This window comes from Pseudoalteromonas sp. L21 (assembly GCF_021728035.1).
In the GTDB taxonomy this organism is placed as follows: domain Bacteria; phylum Pseudomonadota; class Gammaproteobacteria; order Enterobacterales; family Alteromonadaceae; genus Pseudoalteromonas; species Pseudoalteromonas arabiensis.
Genome location: NZ_JAKKCV010000003.1, coordinates 270505 through 288272, shown reverse-complemented (window position 1 = coordinate 288272; position 17768 = coordinate 270505). Strand labels below are relative to the sequence as shown.

Sequence of the window (17768 nt, the reverse complement as noted above, 5' to 3'; positions counted from 1 at the left end):
TTATTGGTGCACAAAGTGGATGTGCACCAACTGCCTAGCTTCTTTTAGAGTGGATCTCTCTGTTTTCGTGCTTTTTTTCATCCGACTTTTTCAGCAACACATAAGTTGCGCCATTCCCTCCATGGTGTTTGAGTGCGCTATGAAAGGCGAGTACAGATGGAATTTCTTGTAGCCATTTATTTGTGTAACTTTTTAATATTCCTGGTTTAGATTTGTTTTTAATGCCAATACCATGGCGAACTAACACTACCCGTATGTTGCGTTTATGACAGTCATCAATAAATGTAAGAAGCGTCGTTCTTGCGCGTTGAAGAGGTTGGCCATGTAAATCTAGAGTCGCATCTAGCTGGTATTTAGCTAATCGCAGGTTTTTAAAAACTTGTGCTTGCACACCTTCATTTTTAAAGCTTAAAACGGCATGGGGGTCTAATAGCTCCACATACTCGCTCTGTAGATAATTCTCATCTACAGATAAATCGCACTCAGCAGCTTTGCGTTTTTCTTGCTGAGCAAGTGACGGGCCTTGCTTAGTGCTTTTGAGTTTTACTGTGTCGTGTTTAAGAGGTTTAACATCTTCCATTGACATAAGAAATAAGTCGAAGTCGTCTAATGACATAAGGCACCCCAAAATTATCTATACCCAAACCACCTCAAGGTGCGAGTTTCAGTTGGAATTAAAAGCGATTTAGGCAAGGCATTGATTGCAAATAATAGTGGTTCTATTGTTAAAATCAATAACGCAGTATAAATCGCTTTTAAACCAACCCTCTGGGCGTTTCACAGGCACTTACTCTCATCGTTGTTACTTCTTAAAAGGGACCACCATTCTTGCAAAGTAACGCCTTGATATTAAGCACCTGTGAAACGCTGAATTCTGCATCTTGAGGTGGCTTGGGTATATATACGCTGTATATGGTATATCAGTTCAGTTATTTTGTAAGTAAAAAAAAGCCCAAACAGATGGCTGTTTGGGCATAAACAATGATAGGTAGGATAACCTGTTCTATCAATTTATCTTAGGAGAAGTTTAACCTTGGTTGATATTCAATTGGCCAAATGTGTAAACCTTGAATAAATAAAATGTGTTGATCAACACTAAGCTCATATTTGAGATCACACTCGATGACATCAGATCTAGACTAAACGATAAAAATAATAAACTACACGCGCTAATCGCTGCAAAACGCAGTAAATTTAACTGATTAATAAAGAAAGCACCTAATCCTAGTGCAAGTAACGTTAAGTTTAAAAGCCAATCTAGCTCGTTTAGCATGGTCGTATCTAATAGTGTCTGTGTTGAAAAAGGAGCGCCATTATGGTGATCTTTTGCACAGTTTTCAACCAAGTAATTTTATTGTTTTCGGATTAGATTTTTTAATCCATGGCTAGCTTTTTTATTACAGCAAAAAAGCCACTTTGATCGGTAATGCGGTATTTCTGACAGCTGTTAGGGTCGCGTTTGTCTTGGCACAAATAAATTGTATTACGGCTAAGGTCTGCACGTGGGATTAGTGTAGAGTCAAACACGTTGGCTCCGTAGCCAAATATGCCAGGCCAGAAGACACTTTGCGATACCATGCCTAGTTTCTCGTAGGTGATAAGAATTGGTTTAGGAGTGATAAGCAAAATTAATAATACGACTGCTAAAATGTACCAACGGGCCGGACTTTTCTTTATAGTAGGCTCTGCTACGGTTTGTTGTATTGGCTGCGTGGGTGTCTGAGGCTTGCTTATTGTTTTTGGTCGTTTGCTAGGGACTGGTTTCTTGCGAGCGGGTTGCTGCCCAAGTAAAGATTGTTTTTTTACATTTTTAGACATAAAGCTTATCTGGCCTTTTATTTATAGGTCTCTATAATGAGATTATAACGAAGTTTTTGATATAATAGTTAAATTCAGATCATATAACATTGATTGTCCTAATTTGCGTAAAAGGTGCATTTCAACATGCAATTAGTGTTTATCTTTAAATATTAAGAGGAATAGTATGGATACGCAGCTTTCAATTTTAATTGTGGACGATGTGGGGACTGTCCGCAGTTTTTTAAGTCAAACGCTAATGCACTTAGGTATTGATAATGTGCGAGAGGCTTCAACGGCTGCACAGTGCTTAAGTGTATGTAGAGAAAAAGAGTTCAATATTATTTTCTTAGATATAGAGCTACCCGATGGTGATGGTAAGGAGATTATTTCACAAATTAATGAAATATCGCCAGAGGCGAATGTGGTGATGGTGTCAGCTCACTCTACGGTTGAAAATGTAAAAGAAGCAATTGAAAAAGGCGCTAAGGGTTTTGTTGTTAAGCCATTTACACCTAAAAAGATTGCGGCTATGTTGAAAAAATTCTACCCAGATCTAGAGATCGTTTAGCCGAGGAACACTTCTACTTAGGCTATTAAAAGTAAGGTAAAAAAAAACCGGCATAGGCCGGTTTTTTATATTCATCAAAAACAAATTATAGCGCTTTGATTTTAGCTGCTAAACGGCTCTTATGACGAGCTGCTTTGTTCTTGTGGATTAGACCTTTAGTTGCGTAACGGTCTAGGATAGGTGTTGCAACAGCGAATGCCGCTTGTGCAGCTTCTTTGTCGCCCGCTTCAATTGCAGCAACTACTTTTTTGAAGTAAGTGCGCATCATTGAACGACGGCTTGCGTTATGTTGACGATTTTTTTCGCTCGTAATAGCGCGTTTTTTTGCAGACTTGATGTTAGCCAAGGTTTGCTCCTAACAATCTTAAAATAAGCTTAATTTAAAGGCCGTGGAATATGCCTGTTTTTATCATGAATGTCAACGAAATTTTGACATCTCAAGAAAAACTGCTCCTTATAACGAACATCAATTTGCCGCTTTAGCAGTTAATATCGCCATTGTAACAAAGGGTCGAGTTCGAGCCTAGTGCTTTAAAGATATTTTAGGCATAATCGCCCATCTTAGAAGTTTTTATTCGTAGGTTTAGGGTGGCAAAAGGATTATTTCGTTCTGGGATGATTGTCAGTGCAATGACGATGATCTCGCGTATTTTAGGACTAGTACGTGATGCAGTTGTAGCCAATTTATTGGGGGCAAGTGCAGCTGCTGATGTGTTTTTATTTGCTAACCGAATTCCTAACTTTTTGCGCCGTTTATTTGCTGAAGGGGCGTTTGCACAAGCGTTTGTACCTGTTTTGTCTGATATTAAAGAGCAGCAAGGTGACGATAAAGTAAGATTATTTGTCGCTCAAGCTGCTGGCACCCTAGGGACAATTTTGCTCGTTGTAACTTTATTTGGTGTGATTGCCTCGCCAGTGATTGCCGCACTGTTTGGCACCGGTTGGTTTATAGATTGGTGGCAAGGAGGAGAAAATGCTGGAAAGTTCGAGCTGGCAAGCGCGCTTTTAAAACTCACTTTTCCGTATTTATTTTTTGTTAGTTTAGTTGCTTTAAGCGGTGCTGTGATGAATGTATACAATCGTTTTGCAGTGGCGGCGTTTACCCCAGTACTTTTAAATATATCCATTATCACTTGCGCTATTTTTCTGCATGATCAGTTTTCAGTGGGTGCATATGCACTTGCGATAGGCGTGTTTGTTGGTGGTTTAGTGCAGCTACTGTTTCAGTTACCGTTTTTGTATCGTGCCCGTATGCTGAGCCGTCCTCAATGGGCTTGGCAAGATGAAAACGTTAAAAAAGTACGAAAACTAATGCTGCCAGCGTTATTTGGCGTCTCTATTAGTCAAATAAACTTGTTGCTCGATACCATGATAGCTTCAATGTTAATGACGGGTTCTATTGCGTGGCTCTACTATTCTGACAGGTTGATTGAGTTTCCTCTTGGTCTATTCGGCATTGGTATTGCGACGGTGATTTTACCCGCACTATCTAAACTTCATAGCACGAAAAGCACACGTGATTTTCAGCACACGCTAGATTGGGGAGTGCGCTTTGTAATCTTTTTAGGCTTACCTGCCATGTTTGGCTTGATGGTGATAAGCCCTTTAATCATCACCGTACTTTTCGATCATGGGGCATTTCAAAATGGAGAGATAGATCATGTTCAAGCGGTAAGTTATGGCGTAATGGCTTATTCGGTTGGCTTAGTTAGTTTCATGCTGATTAAGGTGTTAGCACCTGGTTTCTATTCACGTCAGGACACGAAAACGCCTGTTAAAATTGGCATTAAAACGTTAGTGCTTAATATGCTTTTTAATATTATGCTAGCCCCGTTTATTGGTTATTTAGGGTTGGCGCTGGCCACGTCTATGTCGGCAAGCTGTAACGCGTATTTGCTGTATCGCCAGTTGCACAAAGAAGGGGTTTATCAGTTTTCAGGTATGAGCCTTAGATTTAGTTTTAAGTGTTTGTTTTCTAGTGTATTTATGGCGGCTGTAGTATGGTATGTCGGGCAGCGCTTTGCTTGGCAGACTTGGCACTTTATGGAGCAAGTTTCGTTACTTGCAGGGTTACTCGTGTTAGCCGCATTGGTGTACTTTTCTTCTCTGTTTGTAATGGGAATTCGACTAAATACGATAAAAAGTGTTGCAACTACTGAATCAAACTAAAAAAAAGATTATAATCGGCGTTTCACGCCCGATACCTGTGTTTGGGCTCGCTGATAAAGGCAAAAAGGTGGCATGGAGTTAATTAGAGGTATTCACAATATACGCGCGCAGCATTACGGCTGTGTGTTGACCATTGGTAACTTTGATGGTGTGCATTTAGGTCATGCAGAAGTGATAAAAGGCTTGCTACAAGACGCACAGAAACATCAACTACCAAGTACTGTGATGTTATTTGAGCCTCAGCCGCAAGAGTTTTTTGCCAAGGATAATGCGCCAGCGCGTTTAACCCGACTTCGTGATAAGCTAAGTTTACTTGCAAAGTTAGGTGTTGAGCGAGTGATTTGCATTAGTTTTAATCAGCAGTTTGCAAATATGGAAGCGGAACAGTTTGTAAGCCAAGTTTTGGTTGAAAAGTTGGGTGTCAAAGCACTGACCGTGGGCGATGATTTTTGTTTTGGTAAGCGTCGCCGCGGTGACTTTTCACTACTAAAAAGCATGGGCACTGAGTTAAATATGGATGTGAAAAGTACCGCCAGTTTTCGCCGACTCAATGATAGAGTAAGCAGTACCCTTATTCGCCAAGCACTTGCTGCAGGGCAATTAGAAGATGCAAAAACCATGTTAGGTCATGGCTATGCGATATCTGGACGTGTTATTCATGGCTGGGCAAAAGGCCGTGAACTAGGGTTTAGAACAGCAAACATTGCTTTAAAACGCCAAGTATGTCCTGTAAATGGCGTGTTTGCGGTACGAACAACTGTTGGCAATAAAGAACTATTTGGGGTTGCAAATATTGGCAACAAACCCACATTTAATGGAACACGCGCATTGTTAGAAGTACACCTTTTTGACTTTGCGCAAGATATTTACGGACAATTTATGCACGTGGAGCTGATTAAGAAGCTTCGCGATGAGAAAAAATTCGAGACATTAACACAACTGACGGCGCAGATTGCAGATGATGTAACCGCCGCGAAGCAGTGTTTTGGTTTAAATTAGGTAGCCGATACGGAAAGTAGGATTAATGAGCGACTACAAACATACTTTGAATTTACCGGAAACAGCGTTTCCAATGCGCGGCAATTTGGCACAACGTGAACCAAAAATGCTTAAGACATGGTATGAAGACGATCTTTATGGTCAAATTCGCAGCGCTAAAAAAGGTAAAAAAACCTTCATTTTGCATGACGGCCCTCCGTATGCAAACGGTGATATCCATTTAGGCCACTCGGTAAACAAAATTCTTAAAGATATTATTGTTAAGTCAAAAACCTTGTCTGACTTTGATGCGCCTTATGTGCCAGGTTGGGATTGTCACGGTTTACCAATTGAATTAATGGTTGAAAAGAAAGTAGGCAAGCCAGGCGTGAAAGTGTCGGCTGCTGAGTTCCGTGAAAAATGTCGCGAATATGCTAAAAAGCAAGTTGAAGGTCAAAAAACAGACTTTAAACGCTTAGGTGTATTTGGTGATTGGGATAAGCCTTACTTAACAATGAATTTCGACTTTGAAGCGAATGCAATTCGTGTACTTGGTCGCATTATTAAAAATGGTCACTTACACAAAGGTGCTAAGCCTGTTCACTGGTGTACAGATTGTGGTTCAGCGCTTGCTGAAGCAGAGGTTGAATACCAAGATAAACAGTCGCCAGCAATTGATGTACGTTTTGAATTTGCTGACCAAGATGCTGTTATTAACGCATTTGAACTAGCAGATGGCCATAAAGGCACGGGTACTGTTAGCACCGCAATCTGGACTACAACACCATGGACATTACCTGCTAACCGTGCAGTAGCTGTTCATGAAAAACTTGAGTATGCCCTTGTTCAAATTGACGATGAAGGTGCACAGCAGCGTCTAATTTTAGGTTCTGAGCTAGTTAAAGATGCTATGGATCGTTATGGCTTTAAGCATTATCACGTACTAGGTTATGTAAAAGGTGCTGCACTTGAGAATTTACAGGTTGCTCACCCATTCTATGACTTCACAGTGCCAGTTATTGTTGCTGATCACGTAACGACTGATTCTGGTACCGGTGTTGTTCATACTGCGCCTGGCCACGGTCAAGAAGATTTCGCAGCGGGTCTTGCTTATGGTTTAGAAGTAGCTAACCCTGTTGGTGCTAACGGTGTTTACTTACCTGACACACCAATGTTTGCTGGTCAGCACGTATTTAAAGCAAATGCGAGCGTCATTGACGTATTAACTGAAAACAATGCGCTATTACACCACCATGCATTAACACATAGCTACCCACATTGCTGGCGTCATAAAACGCCAATCATCTTCCGTGCTACGCCGCAGTGGTTCGTCAGTATGGATCAAGCTAACCTTCGTCAAGATTCATTAAACGAAATCAAAAAGACTGAGTGGTTACCGGAGTGGGGCGAAAGCCGCATTGCCAACATGGTTGAAGGCCGTCCTGATTGGTGTATTTCACGTCAACGTACATGGGGTGTGCCAATTGCACTATTCGTTGATAAAGACACCGGTGCGCTTCACCCAAATACCCAAGAGTTAATCGAAGAAGCGGCAAAACTGGTTGAAAAATCAGGTATTCAAGCTTGGTATGATTTAGACCCTGCAACATTACTTGGCGATGACGCTGAGCAGTACATGAAAGTACAAGATACGCTAGATGTATGGTTTGATTCAGGCGTGACTCATGCCTGTGTGGTTGATGCGCGTGATGATTTAACAGGTCCTGCTGATCTTTACTTAGAAGGTTCTGATCAACACCGTGGTTGGTTTATGTCGTCTATGATGACATCGGTTGCTATCAATGGCCATGCGCCGTATAAGCAAGTCTTAACACATGGTTTCACGGTTGATGAAAACGGCCGTAAGATGTCCAAGTCATTAGGGAACGTTATTTCACCACAAAACGTGATGAACAAACTAGGCGCTGACATCTTACGTTTATGGGTTGCCTCAACTGACTTTACAGCAGAAATGACTGTATCTGACGAAATTTTTAAACGTTCAGCTGACCGTTACCGTCGTATCCGTAACACCAGCCGTTACTTACTTGCCAATCTAAATGGCTTTGATCCAAAAACCGATCAAGTTGCCATTGAAGACATGGTTGAGCTTGACCGTTGGATTGTTGGCCGTGCAGCCGAGCTTCAAGATGAAATCTTAGCAGCTTACGACAAGTACCAAATGCTGCTGGTAACGCAAAAGCTTATGAACTTCTGTACTGGTGAGCTTGGTTCGTTCTACCTAGATGTAATCAAAGACCGTCAGTACACAGCGAAAAGCGATAGCCATGCACGTCGTTCATGTCAAACAGCGCTTTACCATATTGCTGAAGCAATGACGCGTTGGATGGCACCAATCTTAAGCTTCACAGCACAAGAGATTTGGGAAGCACTACCAGGCGAGCGTGATAACTTTGTGTTCACTTCGGTGTGGTACGATGGCTTAAAAGCCTCTTCGCAAGGTAAGTTCAGCAACGACGATTGGTTAACAATTTTAAATGTGCGTGATGAAGTAAACCGTGTACTAGAAGCGGCTCGTAAAGAAGACGTTATTGGTGCAACTTTACAAGCAAACGTAAGCATCTACGCAAGTGAAGAGTTAAGCGCGAAATTAGCTGCGTTAGGTGATGAACTACGCTTTGTATTATTAACGTCAGGCGTCACCGTTGAAACTGTAACAGCGCAGCCTGAAGGTACTCAGGCGACTGAGATTGATGGCCTATTCATTAAAGTCGCTGCAACAACCGCTGAAAAATGTGAGCGTTGTTGGCATTACTGTGATGATGTAGGTGCTAACCCTGCTCATCCTGAAATCTGTGGCCGTTGTGTAAGCAATGTTGACGGCGATGGTGAACAGCGTCAGTTCGCATAGGAGTTGTTTGTGAGCAAACTAGCCGGAAAAAGTGGCTTGGTTTGGTTATGGCTGAGTCTACTACTTTTAGTAGTAGACCATGCGACAAAAACACTTGTCGTTAATACCATGGCCTACAAAGAGTCAATCGATATTCTGCCTTTTTTTAATTTCACTTATGTACATAACTATGGTGCCGCTTTTAGCTTTTTAAGTGACTCTGGAGGTTGGCAACGCTGGTTTTTTAGTCTGATTGCTGTGTCGATCAGTGTACTTTTAGTATGGTGGCTTAAACGCTTACCAGCAACAAACAAGGTACTGTGCTCAGCATATGCATTAGTGTTAGCAGGGGCTATTGGCAATTTATACGACCGTATTGCTTATGGTTATGTCATTGACTTCTTGCACGTCTATTATGAAAACTGGCACTTCCCTGTTTTTAATATTGCCGATTGTGCCATTTGTATTGGTGCCGCATTACTTTTATTTGATGCCTTCACAGGCGAAAGTCCTAAGGAGCAAAAAGCATGAGCCAAGCAGTAATTGGTAATAACTCTGAAGTGATCTTTCATTTCTCGATTAAGTTAGAAGATGGCTCAGCAGCCGATTCTACTAAAGTTCATAATAAACCAGCTAAATTGCGAATGGGTGACGGAAGCCTAACAGAGAACTTTGAAAAATGTTTGTTAGGTTTAGCGGCAGGTGACAATAAATCTTTTGAACTTGAGCCAGAGGATGCATTTGGTCAACCTAATCCTGATAACATTTATTATGTTGACCGCAGCAAGTTTGGTGCCGATACCCCAGCTGAAGTTGGCAATATAATCGCGTTTACTCAACCAGACGGTACTGAATTACCTGGTCTTGTTCGTGAAGTACAAGGTGAGTCTGTAACGATTGATTTTAACCATCCTTTGGCAGGTCAACGTTTGACTTTTGAAGTTGAGATTTTAGAGGTAGCGGGCTGATGGATATTTTATTAGCCAATCCGCGTGGTTTTTGTGCCGGAGTGGATCGTGCAATTAGTATTGTTGAGCGCGCACTCGATATCTTCGAAAAGCCTATCTATGTTCGCCATGAAGTTGTGCATAATCGTTATGTGGTTGATGGTTTAAAAAATCGTGGTGCTGTTTTTGTTGAAGAGCTTGACCAAGTGCCTGACGATAGCATTGTTATTTTTAGTGCCCATGGTGTATCGCAAGCTGTTCGTAACGAAGCAAAACGCCGTGAATTAAAAGTGTTTGATGCAACCTGTCCGCTGGTCACTAAAGTTCATATGGAAGTAACGCGTGCGAGTAAAAAAGGCATAGAGTGTGTGTTGATTGGCCACCACGGGCATCCTGAAGTTGAAGGCACCATGGGTCAGTACGACAACGAAGCGGGTGGTATTTACTTAGTAGAAACCCCTGAAGATGTCGAAAAGCTGAGCGTTAAAAACCCTGAAAACTTATTTTACTGTAGCCAAACGACATTATCAGTGGATGATACGGCAGATGTGATTGATGCACTACGTGCTAAGTTTCCAGCCATTGATGGCCCACGCAAAGATGATATTTGTTACGCAACGCAAAACCGTCAAGACGCAGTCCGTGATCTAGCGGATAAAGTGGATGTATTACTTGTTGTGGGAGCAAAAAATAGCTCTAACTCAAATCGTCTACGTGAGCTTGCTGATAAAATGGGCACTAAGGCGCATTTGATTGATGATGCAAGTAACGTTGAAGCGGATTGGTTCAACAATGTAAATGCGGTGGGTGTTACTGCCGGCGCATCTGCACCCGAGGTTTTGGTTCAGCAAGTTATTGCGCGCCTGAAAGAATTAGGCGGTAATCAAGTTGTTGAAAACCCTGGTGAAGAAGAAAATATAGTATTTGCCGTTCCTGTTGAGCTACGCTAATCTAAGCGGATAACTGTGAACAAAAAATAGGAGAGCCCATGAGCAAACAGCCAACTAAAAACGGTTTGCTGATTGAGGCTCTTTTTCAATCCAGAGGGGTACTCGCAACCCTCGTCGTCAGTCAAACCATTGCTGTTTTATTGGCTTTTTCGCCTGCAAGCTATGGTGATGTGTGGCTTCGCCTAGCTGTTTTTAGTTTCTTTTTACACCTTGTTTTTCTGACTAGCGTTGCCGTGCTTTATGTTTCTAGAGAGCCGCTTGCTAGATTATCAAATACATGGCAAGTCATTGCCTTAAGTTCCTTACTTCTTTTATTAACATGCTTGTACAGCTTTTTTGTGCTCAGTCTTTTTGATGAACTTTATCAGGTTGACTCCCTAACTCATTTTTTAGCAAGCAATATGCTGATTATCTTTTTAGTGACAGTGCTTTTTGTACAGTTTATTTCTATTCATAATCAAAAAGAGCAGCAGACAAAAGCGTTAATCCAAGCAGAACTGGATGCTTTACAAGCACGTATTAGACCGCATTTTTTATTTAACAGTTTAAATACCGCAGCAGAACTGACTCACCATGATGCTAATGCGGCTGAGCAGGCTATTTTAGCTTTAGCCGCTTTGTCGCAGGCAGCAATGAGAAGCGGTAAGGCAATTAGTTTAAGTGATGAAATAAGCTTATGTCAGCAATATATTAGCTTAGAAAAATGGCGTTATGGTGAGCGCTTAGTGGTGTGTTGGCAATTACCTGATGACATACCAGAATTAGATATTCCCTGTTTAACAATTCAGCCACTGATTGAAAATGCTGTTTGTTATGGTGTCGAGCCGGCAGATAAGGGAGCGAGGATTAATATTTCTATGCATGTTTCAGATAAAAGTTACACGTTTATAATTACTAATTCGCTTTACAAAAATAAGGGTGCTTCGCCAAGTGGTAACGGCATGGCGCTTGAAAATATTCGCCAGCGTTTAGAGCTTTTTTATAACTATAAAGCCCAGTTACTGACCACTCAAAGAGAGGGGGAGTTTAGAGTGAAACTTGTGCTACCAAGGCTAAAAATACAATGATAAGTACATTAATTGTTGATGATGAACCGCTAGCACGGGCCCGTATAAAACGCTTACTCGCAGCGCACCCTCAATATGAGGTGATAGCCGATGCTGAGGATGGCGAGTTGGCAGTTAAGTTATGCCAACAGTTACAACCTGATTTAGTCCTTTTAGATATTAACATGCCAAAGTGCTCAGGGATGGACGTTGCAGCCGTGTTGAAACAGCTGACTATTCCACCTGCCGTAGTGTTTTTAACAGCACACCCAGAGCACGCGCTCGAAGCTTTTGAGCTTGCTGTTGACGGTTATTTAGTTAAACCCGTTACAGCGGATGCATTATCGAAAACGCTGTCTCAACTGAGAAGATTAAATCGTGCTCAAGTGAGTAAAAGTGATGACCTTTATATTAGCTATCAACTTGCAGGGGTCATTAAGCGAGTGCATATTGAAGATATAATTTGTTGTACAGCTGAGCAAAAATATACGCGTTTAATCTTTGACGGTGGCGAAGCTTTAGTCGAGCAAAGTTTAAAACAGCTTGAACATCAGTACCCAGCGCAATTAATGCGCATTCACCGTAATACATTGGTTAATAAAAACCGAATTTATAGTATGACCCATGATGATGGTGTGCACTCGTTGATGTTAGATGGTGTGTCGACAAAATTTGTTATAAGTCGACGAGAAGTAAAGTCTGTTAAGGCTATTATGGGTAAATAGCGTGGCTTAATGTACCGTTTATCAATAAAAATGACCGCTCATCCATTCTTATATTGCTATTTATTGACCCCATCTTATGCTTAATCTATGGAAAAGTATCAATTGAATTCATTATGTTAAACAAATCACAAGTCCAAGGCTTTACGCTAATCGAAGTGCTTATAGCTTTTGTGATCTTAAGCTTTGGCTTGCTCGGTGCTGTGGCACTTCAAGCAAAGGCAAAGCAAGCGAGTTTTGACTCAATGCAGCGTGCAGCGGCTATTGCTTTGGGTAACGATATTATCCAGCGAATGCGTGCGAATGACACGGCAGGGTTTGCAGGTCGTTATAACGGAACATTAACCAGTGACACACCATTAAATACAAATTTACAGTGCTTTAATAACGCTTGCTCTGCAGAGCAAGTGGCGGCACTTGATAAACAGCAGTGGGTGAGAGCTATTCAAGCGCGTGAGAATACGGGGGCTTTAGATGATGCAACCGTGTGTATAAATGCAGCGTCGCTGGGCACAGCAAATGAATTTAATATTGAAGTGGTTATCAGTTGGCAAGGCCGTCAAAAGATTAAAGCAAACAGTGATACAGCAGCAGTTGATTGCGGCGCATCAAATGATAAACGACGCTTAATTGTACTCGAAAGTTATATATATCTAAGGTCTTGATATGAAAAAGCATATTGGCTTTACATTAGTCGAAATGATGGTTGCACTGTTTATAGGTGGCCTGGTGTTGGGCGGAGTCATGTTCACTTACTTGAGTATGAAAGTCACAACCCGAGACACGATGACAATAGGCGAGCTTCAAGAAACGGGCCGACTTGCAATGAATATAATGCAGCGTGACATTGAGCAAATAGGTTTTTGGGGAACATATTACGAAAAATCAATGACATCTGAAAATACGGATACTTTAACCAATCCTGGTAACGATTGTTTTGGGGGTCTCAATAACGGCAGTTTCCCTGACGCGGCATCCGTTACTAACTTTCGCTCTGTTTATGCGGTAAATACAACCGATAATACTGCATTAAGCTGCATTAATAATGTAAAAAAAGATACCGATGTTCTGCAAGTAAAGTTTTTAGAAGGCTTAGAGATAGCACCTGCTGATACAAACAATAATTTTTACTATTTTATTGCTGAACAAGATAGAGGTGAGTTTCGTCGGGGCCCTGTTGATGCTGCCAGCATAAGTGGCAATGCGACTGTATGGCGTTATCGTCATCATGTTTACTATATTTCTGAGCAAACATTCACCATCAATGAACAGCAAGTCTCTGTACCTGTACTGATGCGCAAACGACTAAGACCAGGCTCAGGAATGGTGACCGAAACCATTATGGAAGGGGTTGAAGACATACGCTTTGTATTTGGCCTAGATACAACAAATAACAGCCGTGTTGATACCTATAAAAGTATTGAAAATATGACTAATTCTGATTGGGAAAGCCGTCAAAGTATTTTAACTGTTCAGGTCTTTTTACTCACAAGGTCGTTAATGCCTGATGCAAATCTGAAGTTGAAAAATCAAACCTATACGTTGGGCGAAGATGCTAATAAGCGAGAGCTCACATTTAATGATAACTTCAGGCGTGCGTTGTTCACTACGACTATCCGCTTAAATAACGTAGGAGCAAACCTATGGCGCATTTAGTTTCGGTAAAAAAACAACAAGGTGTTGTGCTGATAGTCGCCTTGATTATGGTTGTGGCTGTAACTGGAATAGCGGTTACCTTAATGAGTAGCAGTAGCATTGATATAAAAATTACGAATGCGGCTCAAGAGCGGGATGCCGCCGAGAACAAACTAATCGGTATTGTTCAAGAGGTCATTGCAAAAGAAGCACTCGAAGACGGTAAAAGTGCATTTTTATTGAAACCCGCAAAAATACCTGCTGAGGGTTTTAAAATGAACAAAGTTGATAATGAGACAAGCACACTTAAAAATATGAACAAAGGGCCATCAGCATTACTTTGCCCACGCAAGTTTGATCCGACCCCAGGTATTGTTTGTAATATGGTGCAAATTGACACAAGCCTTACTTATGGTTCCAAGAGCAAGCACACATTAACCGTTGTCACAGGTGTTGCCCAAGAGATGGCGAACGTGAATTCGGGTGGTTAACTGGAGATTTATGATGAAAATTAAACGTTTAACTCGCAGTATACTGCTCGGTTTCATAACGCTATCTGGTATGTCGGTGCAAGCAGAAGATATTGAGCTCTATGTTAACCATAATGTAGATTTAGATGAGAGACCACGCGTTCTGATTGTGTTTGATACGTCAGGAAGTATGGCATTTTCAACAGCCACAGGTAACAGTTGTGGCTATAACTATTATACCGGCTACGTAGTATGTCCTGATAGTCGCTTGGGGGTTGCACAGGGTGCAATTACCAGCTTGGTTGATGACAATGACGATATTGATTTTGGCCTGATGAGATTTAATGGTACAGAAGGGGGCTATGTACTCGCAGGTATTGGCTCATCGACATCACTTTTAAAGCAAACTCTTTCAGCTCTCCCTGCTGATGGTGGTACGCCCTTAACGGAGACATTATGGGAGGCATATCTCTATATTACAGGGCAAAGCGTATTTTATGGACAAAACGTCAGTGAAGCCCAGCGTGACACAACTATAGAAACGAGGGTTCGATCAGGACCGTGGTGGCGACCTAGTTATAGTTATACTTATAATTCACCTTTTGATACTACAGAAGAAGCCAAACGTTGTGATAATTCAGTTAACGTTATTTATATGACCGATGGGGATCCTTCTGCTGACCAAGATGGCGAGCAAAATAGCAATATTAGCTCTTTGTATTACACTCATTTTAATCAATATCTATCTAGTACAGACAAAATAGCCGGTGTATACCTACACAAGCTTGCTCAGATAATTCACGGTACTGAGGATGTTGACGTGGATTTATTTCCTTCAACACCGGATATTCATGAAACAGGGCGAGTATACACAATCGGCTTTGGTAGCGGTATGAGTAATAATGGTAAACGCTTACTATCGGAAACGGCTAAGCTAGGTGGCGGCCAATACCTCCACGCGAATACCTCTGAGCAATTATCGCAGGCACTTAAAAATACCATTACTCAAATCCGTGAAGTAAACGATAGTTTTACCTCACCGTCCATCGCGAGTAATAACGTTGATCAAACACGTAGTCGTGAAGATATTTACTATGCAATGTTTTATCCAGAAACAGGTGCTCGTTGGCGAGGTAATCTAAAAAAACTAAAAGTGTCTGGTGAACAAATTGTTGATTCGACAGGTAAACCAGCTTTAAATGAAGATGGGCTTATATCAAACAAAGCGCGTACATATTGGTTACCAGATAACGAGGAAGCTGATGGTAATACAGTGCAACGCGGCGGTGTTAACTTGCTGTTGAGTAGCCTTGCAAGTCGAAAACTTTATACTGATGCAGGCTCGTCAGCTTTAATCAGCTTTACGAAAAGTAATGTATCTAATGCGCTTGGCGGAGATGATAAAGCGGCAGCTGCGTTTGGAGTGGACAAGTCTCAATTACAAAAAACGATTGATTGGGCAAGGGGAATCGATGTTGATAATGAGGATGAAGATGCATCTTCAATTGATCAACGCCAAGATATTTTCGGTGATCCGTTGCACTCAAAGCCTGTGACAATAGATTATGGTAATGACGATATACGTATTCTAATTGGCACCAATGCGGGTTTTTTGCATCTTTTTCAAGATAAAAATGACGTGCTAAAAGAAAGCTGGGCATTTATGCCAAGTAGCTTATATAAAATAGTGAAACCGTTAAGAGACAATCAGTCCAACACAAAAGTGTACGGCGTCGATGGTCCTATTTCAGTGTTCTTTGATGATAAAAACGGTGATGGGATTGTTAACGGTAGTGACCGCGTGTGGGCTTTCTTTGGCTTTAGACGTGGCGGTAGTTACTATTATGGTCTTGATATTACTAACCCTGATTCACCAAGCCTGATGTGGAATGGGCCTATTGTGGGGGGGGCTGCTGACTTTAAAGAGCTTGGTCAATCTTGGTCTAAACCGACGGTGACCTATATAAATCTAGAAGGGTATGAAGACCGTCCACTGCTGGTTTTTGGAGCAGGTTATGATACCAATAAAGATAATGTTATTCGTACTGCTGATAGTAAAGGGCGAGGCATTTATATTGTCGATGCACAAACGGGTAAAAAGGTATGGGCACTCACGCCAACTGAAAATGGTTTTCAAGGCAATCACAGCATAGCCTCAGACATAACAACACTGGATTCTGACTATGATGGCTACGTTGACCGTTTATACGCCACAGATACCGGCGGCAATGTTTGGCGCGTAGATATGCCTTCAAACACTCCTAACGACGCGAAGCAGCCATGGACACATTTTAAGCTAGCGAGTTTAGGCAATACTCTATCGACGCAAGACCGACGTTTCTTTTATAAACCGTCGGTGGCCAGAACTGTGTTCAGCAAAGTGACAAAAACAACGGTGAATGGCCAATCGACAATTGCCCGACTAGACACACCGTATGATGCGGTATTAATTGGTAGCGGCAATCGCTCAAAGCCTACAGCCACCACGACTAACGATCAGCTTTATATGATTCGTGATATCAATACAACTACACAATCATTCCAAGGTAGTGACGTCCCCGTCGCCATTACGCAATCAGACTTAATGAATATGGATTCAGACCCATTTGGTAATGCATTAGACGATGTTGAGGAGTTTACAGAGCTTGAAGTTGAGTTATCTGAGTATTACGGTTGGTACTACAACTTACCTGCTGCTGGTGAGAAATCACTTGCTGCTAGTACGGTGATTGGTGGTGTGGCTTATTTTACAAGTTATACCCCATCTTCTGCCACTGAAACGGTAAACCAGTGTTCTTTAACTGGTGGGGCAGGTGGCCTGTATGCATTTCATTTGCATTATGGCACCAAGGTTTATGACGAATTAAAATTTACTACATCAAATGATGTACCAGATACGCCACAGTTATACTTTGGTGTTGGTGATAGTTGTGTTGACAAAAACAACAATGGTTTTTGTGATGATTTATCTGATACTGAAAACCCTGACGTAATTAAAGATACAAACATAAAAGTGGAAGAAAAAAGCCAATTTATGACCATAGGGCCGGGTCTCAAAGGGCAGCAGAATCCGTTTAAAGTTAAAAAAATAGTTGGGCCAAATCTCACTCAAGAAGATGGTAAAATTAAGCTCGTAAGCGATACTGATCCTGTTGGCTTTGGCTTTGAGACACAACAAACCTATATTTATAAGCGAGAAGTAAATGATAAAAGTCAATAAAGCGAACGCTGGCTTTACACTGATAGAGCTCATGATAACAGTGGCTATTTTGGGAATTATTGCCAGTATTGCCTTGCCTAGTTATTTTCAGCATGTCAAACGTACTGCCAGAACAGAAGCAATAACGGCATTATTAGATGCTGCCAATAAGCAGGAACAATTCTTTGTTGATAATAGAGAGTATACAACTGTGCTGGCTGATTTAGGTGTCGCAAGTAAAACAGAGAATAACTTCTATACGATATCTGTGACTGTTGATAATGATGCGGGGACATTTGAGTTTACCGCCACACCTGCATCGGGACCTGTATTACAAGATACCGAATGCACCTCTTTATCAATCTCAGATACCGGATTAAAGACATCGAAAGGCTCAGCTAATGCAAAAGAATGCTGGGGCCGATAAAAAGAG

Annotated in this window: 18 protein-coding genes; 14 read left to right on the top strand and 4 right to left on the bottom strand. The window is 41.5% G+C overall.

The features are described from left to right. Nucleotides 1-34 precede the first annotated feature (34 nt). The 3 genes from smrA to L3V41_RS10185 all read right to left on the bottom strand — a co-directional run bounded on the left by smrA (nucleotide 35) and on the right by L3V41_RS10185 (nucleotide 1818). Nucleotides 35-616, bottom strand: a complete 582-nt coding sequence (gene smrA, locus L3V41_RS10195; protein ID WP_130151240.1) for a DNA endonuclease SmrA — start codon at nucleotides 614-616, stop codon at nucleotides 35-37. 411 nt (nucleotides 617-1027) lie between these two features. Continuing rightward, nucleotides 1028-1273 carry a hypothetical protein gene (locus L3V41_RS10190; protein ID WP_062570799.1) on the bottom strand — a complete coding sequence of 82 codons (246 nt, stop codon included), beginning with the start codon at nucleotides 1271-1273 and terminating at the stop codon, nucleotides 1028-1030. A gap of 101 nt (nucleotides 1274-1374) precedes the next feature. Beyond that, nucleotides 1375-1818: a hypothetical protein gene (locus tag L3V41_RS10185; RefSeq protein ID WP_237127657.1), complete on the bottom strand. Its 444-nt coding sequence runs from the start codon at nucleotides 1816-1818 to the stop codon at nucleotides 1375-1377. Nucleotides 1819-1984: 166 nt separating this feature from the next. Between L3V41_RS10185 and L3V41_RS10180 the strand changes: the two genes are divergently transcribed. Beyond that, a complete protein-coding gene (locus L3V41_RS10180) occupies nucleotides 1985-2368 on the top strand; it encodes a response regulator (protein ID WP_062570510.1) in 384 nt (127 codons plus the stop codon). Between the two features lie 85 nt (nucleotides 2369-2453). Here the strand turns inward: L3V41_RS10180 and rpsT are convergent, their stop codons facing one another. After that, entirely contained in the window at nucleotides 2454-2714 is a 261-nt protein-coding gene (rpsT, locus tag L3V41_RS10175; RefSeq protein ID WP_036967030.1) for a 30S ribosomal protein S20, read from the bottom strand. Nucleotides 2715-2956: 242 nt separating this feature from the next. On the opposite strand from rpsT, the gene murJ reads away from it, so the two are divergent. The 13 genes from murJ to L3V41_RS10110 all read left to right on the top strand — a co-directional run bounded on the left by murJ (nucleotide 2957) and on the right by L3V41_RS10110 (nucleotide 17762). Further along, nucleotides 2957-4537, top strand: a complete 1581-nt coding sequence (murJ, locus tag L3V41_RS10170; protein WP_346656319.1) for a murein biosynthesis integral membrane protein MurJ — start codon at nucleotides 2957-2959, stop codon at nucleotides 4535-4537. Between the two features lie 72 nt (nucleotides 4538-4609). After that, a complete protein-coding gene (gene ribF, locus L3V41_RS10165) occupies nucleotides 4610-5536 on the top strand; it encodes a bifunctional riboflavin kinase/FAD synthetase (RefSeq protein WP_062570511.1) in 927 nt (308 codons plus the stop codon). 25 nt (nucleotides 5537-5561) lie between these two features. Further along, nucleotides 5562-8387, top strand: coding sequence for an isoleucine--tRNA ligase (gene ileS / locus L3V41_RS10160; RefSeq protein ID WP_062570512.1), 2826 nt, complete (start codon nucleotides 5562-5564; stop codon nucleotides 8385-8387). A gap of 9 nt (nucleotides 8388-8396) precedes the next feature. Next, nucleotides 8397-8897, top strand: a complete 501-nt coding sequence (gene lspA, locus L3V41_RS10155) for a signal peptidase II (RefSeq protein ID WP_062570513.1) — start codon at nucleotides 8397-8399, stop codon at nucleotides 8895-8897. Further along, nucleotides 8894-9334: an FKBP-type peptidyl-prolyl cis-trans isomerase gene (fkpB, locus tag L3V41_RS10150; RefSeq protein WP_062570514.1), complete on the top strand. Its 441-nt coding sequence runs from the start codon at nucleotides 8894-8896 to the stop codon at nucleotides 9332-9334. The genes lspA and fkpB overlap by 4 nt, the downstream gene beginning before the upstream one ends. Next, nucleotides 9334-10263 (top strand): 4-hydroxy-3-methylbut-2-enyl diphosphate reductase, encoded by a 930-nt coding sequence (ispH, locus tag L3V41_RS10145; protein ID WP_062570515.1) that lies wholly within the window; start codon nucleotides 9334-9336, stop codon nucleotides 10261-10263. The genes fkpB and ispH overlap by 1 nt, the downstream gene beginning before the upstream one ends. A gap of 38 nt (nucleotides 10264-10301) precedes the next feature. After that, nucleotides 10302-11330 (top strand): histidine kinase, encoded by a 1029-nt coding sequence (locus L3V41_RS10140; protein ID WP_237127656.1) that lies wholly within the window; start codon nucleotides 10302-10304, stop codon nucleotides 11328-11330. After that, nucleotides 11327-12034 (top strand): LytTR family DNA-binding domain-containing protein, encoded by a 708-nt coding sequence (locus L3V41_RS10135; RefSeq protein WP_267135596.1) that lies wholly within the window; start codon nucleotides 11327-11329, stop codon nucleotides 12032-12034. Before L3V41_RS10140 ends, L3V41_RS10135 begins: the two co-directional genes overlap by 4 nt. A gap of 113 nt (nucleotides 12035-12147) precedes the next feature. Beyond that, nucleotides 12148-12696, top strand: coding sequence for a type IV pilus modification protein PilV (gene pilV / locus L3V41_RS10130; RefSeq protein WP_062570517.1), 549 nt, complete (start codon nucleotides 12148-12150; stop codon nucleotides 12694-12696). Nucleotide 12697: 1 nt separating this feature from the next. Beyond that, nucleotides 12698-13687 (top strand): PilW family protein, encoded by a 990-nt coding sequence (locus tag L3V41_RS10125; protein WP_237127655.1) that lies wholly within the window; start codon nucleotides 12698-12700, stop codon nucleotides 13685-13687. Further along, nucleotides 13675-14157 (top strand): pilus assembly protein PilX, encoded by a 483-nt coding sequence (locus L3V41_RS10120; protein WP_237115038.1) that lies wholly within the window; start codon nucleotides 13675-13677, stop codon nucleotides 14155-14157. The genes L3V41_RS10125 and L3V41_RS10120 overlap by 13 nt, the downstream gene beginning before the upstream one ends. Nucleotides 14158-14170: 13 nt before the next feature. Next, a complete protein-coding gene (locus tag L3V41_RS10115; protein WP_237127782.1) occupies nucleotides 14171-17356 on the top strand; it encodes a PilC/PilY family type IV pilus protein in 3186 nt (1061 codons plus the stop codon). Beyond that, nucleotides 17340-17762, top strand: coding sequence for a type IV pilin protein (locus L3V41_RS10110; protein WP_062570521.1), 423 nt, complete (start codon nucleotides 17340-17342; stop codon nucleotides 17760-17762). The genes L3V41_RS10115 and L3V41_RS10110 overlap by 17 nt, the downstream gene beginning before the upstream one ends. Nucleotides 17763-17768 lie beyond the last annotated feature (6 nt).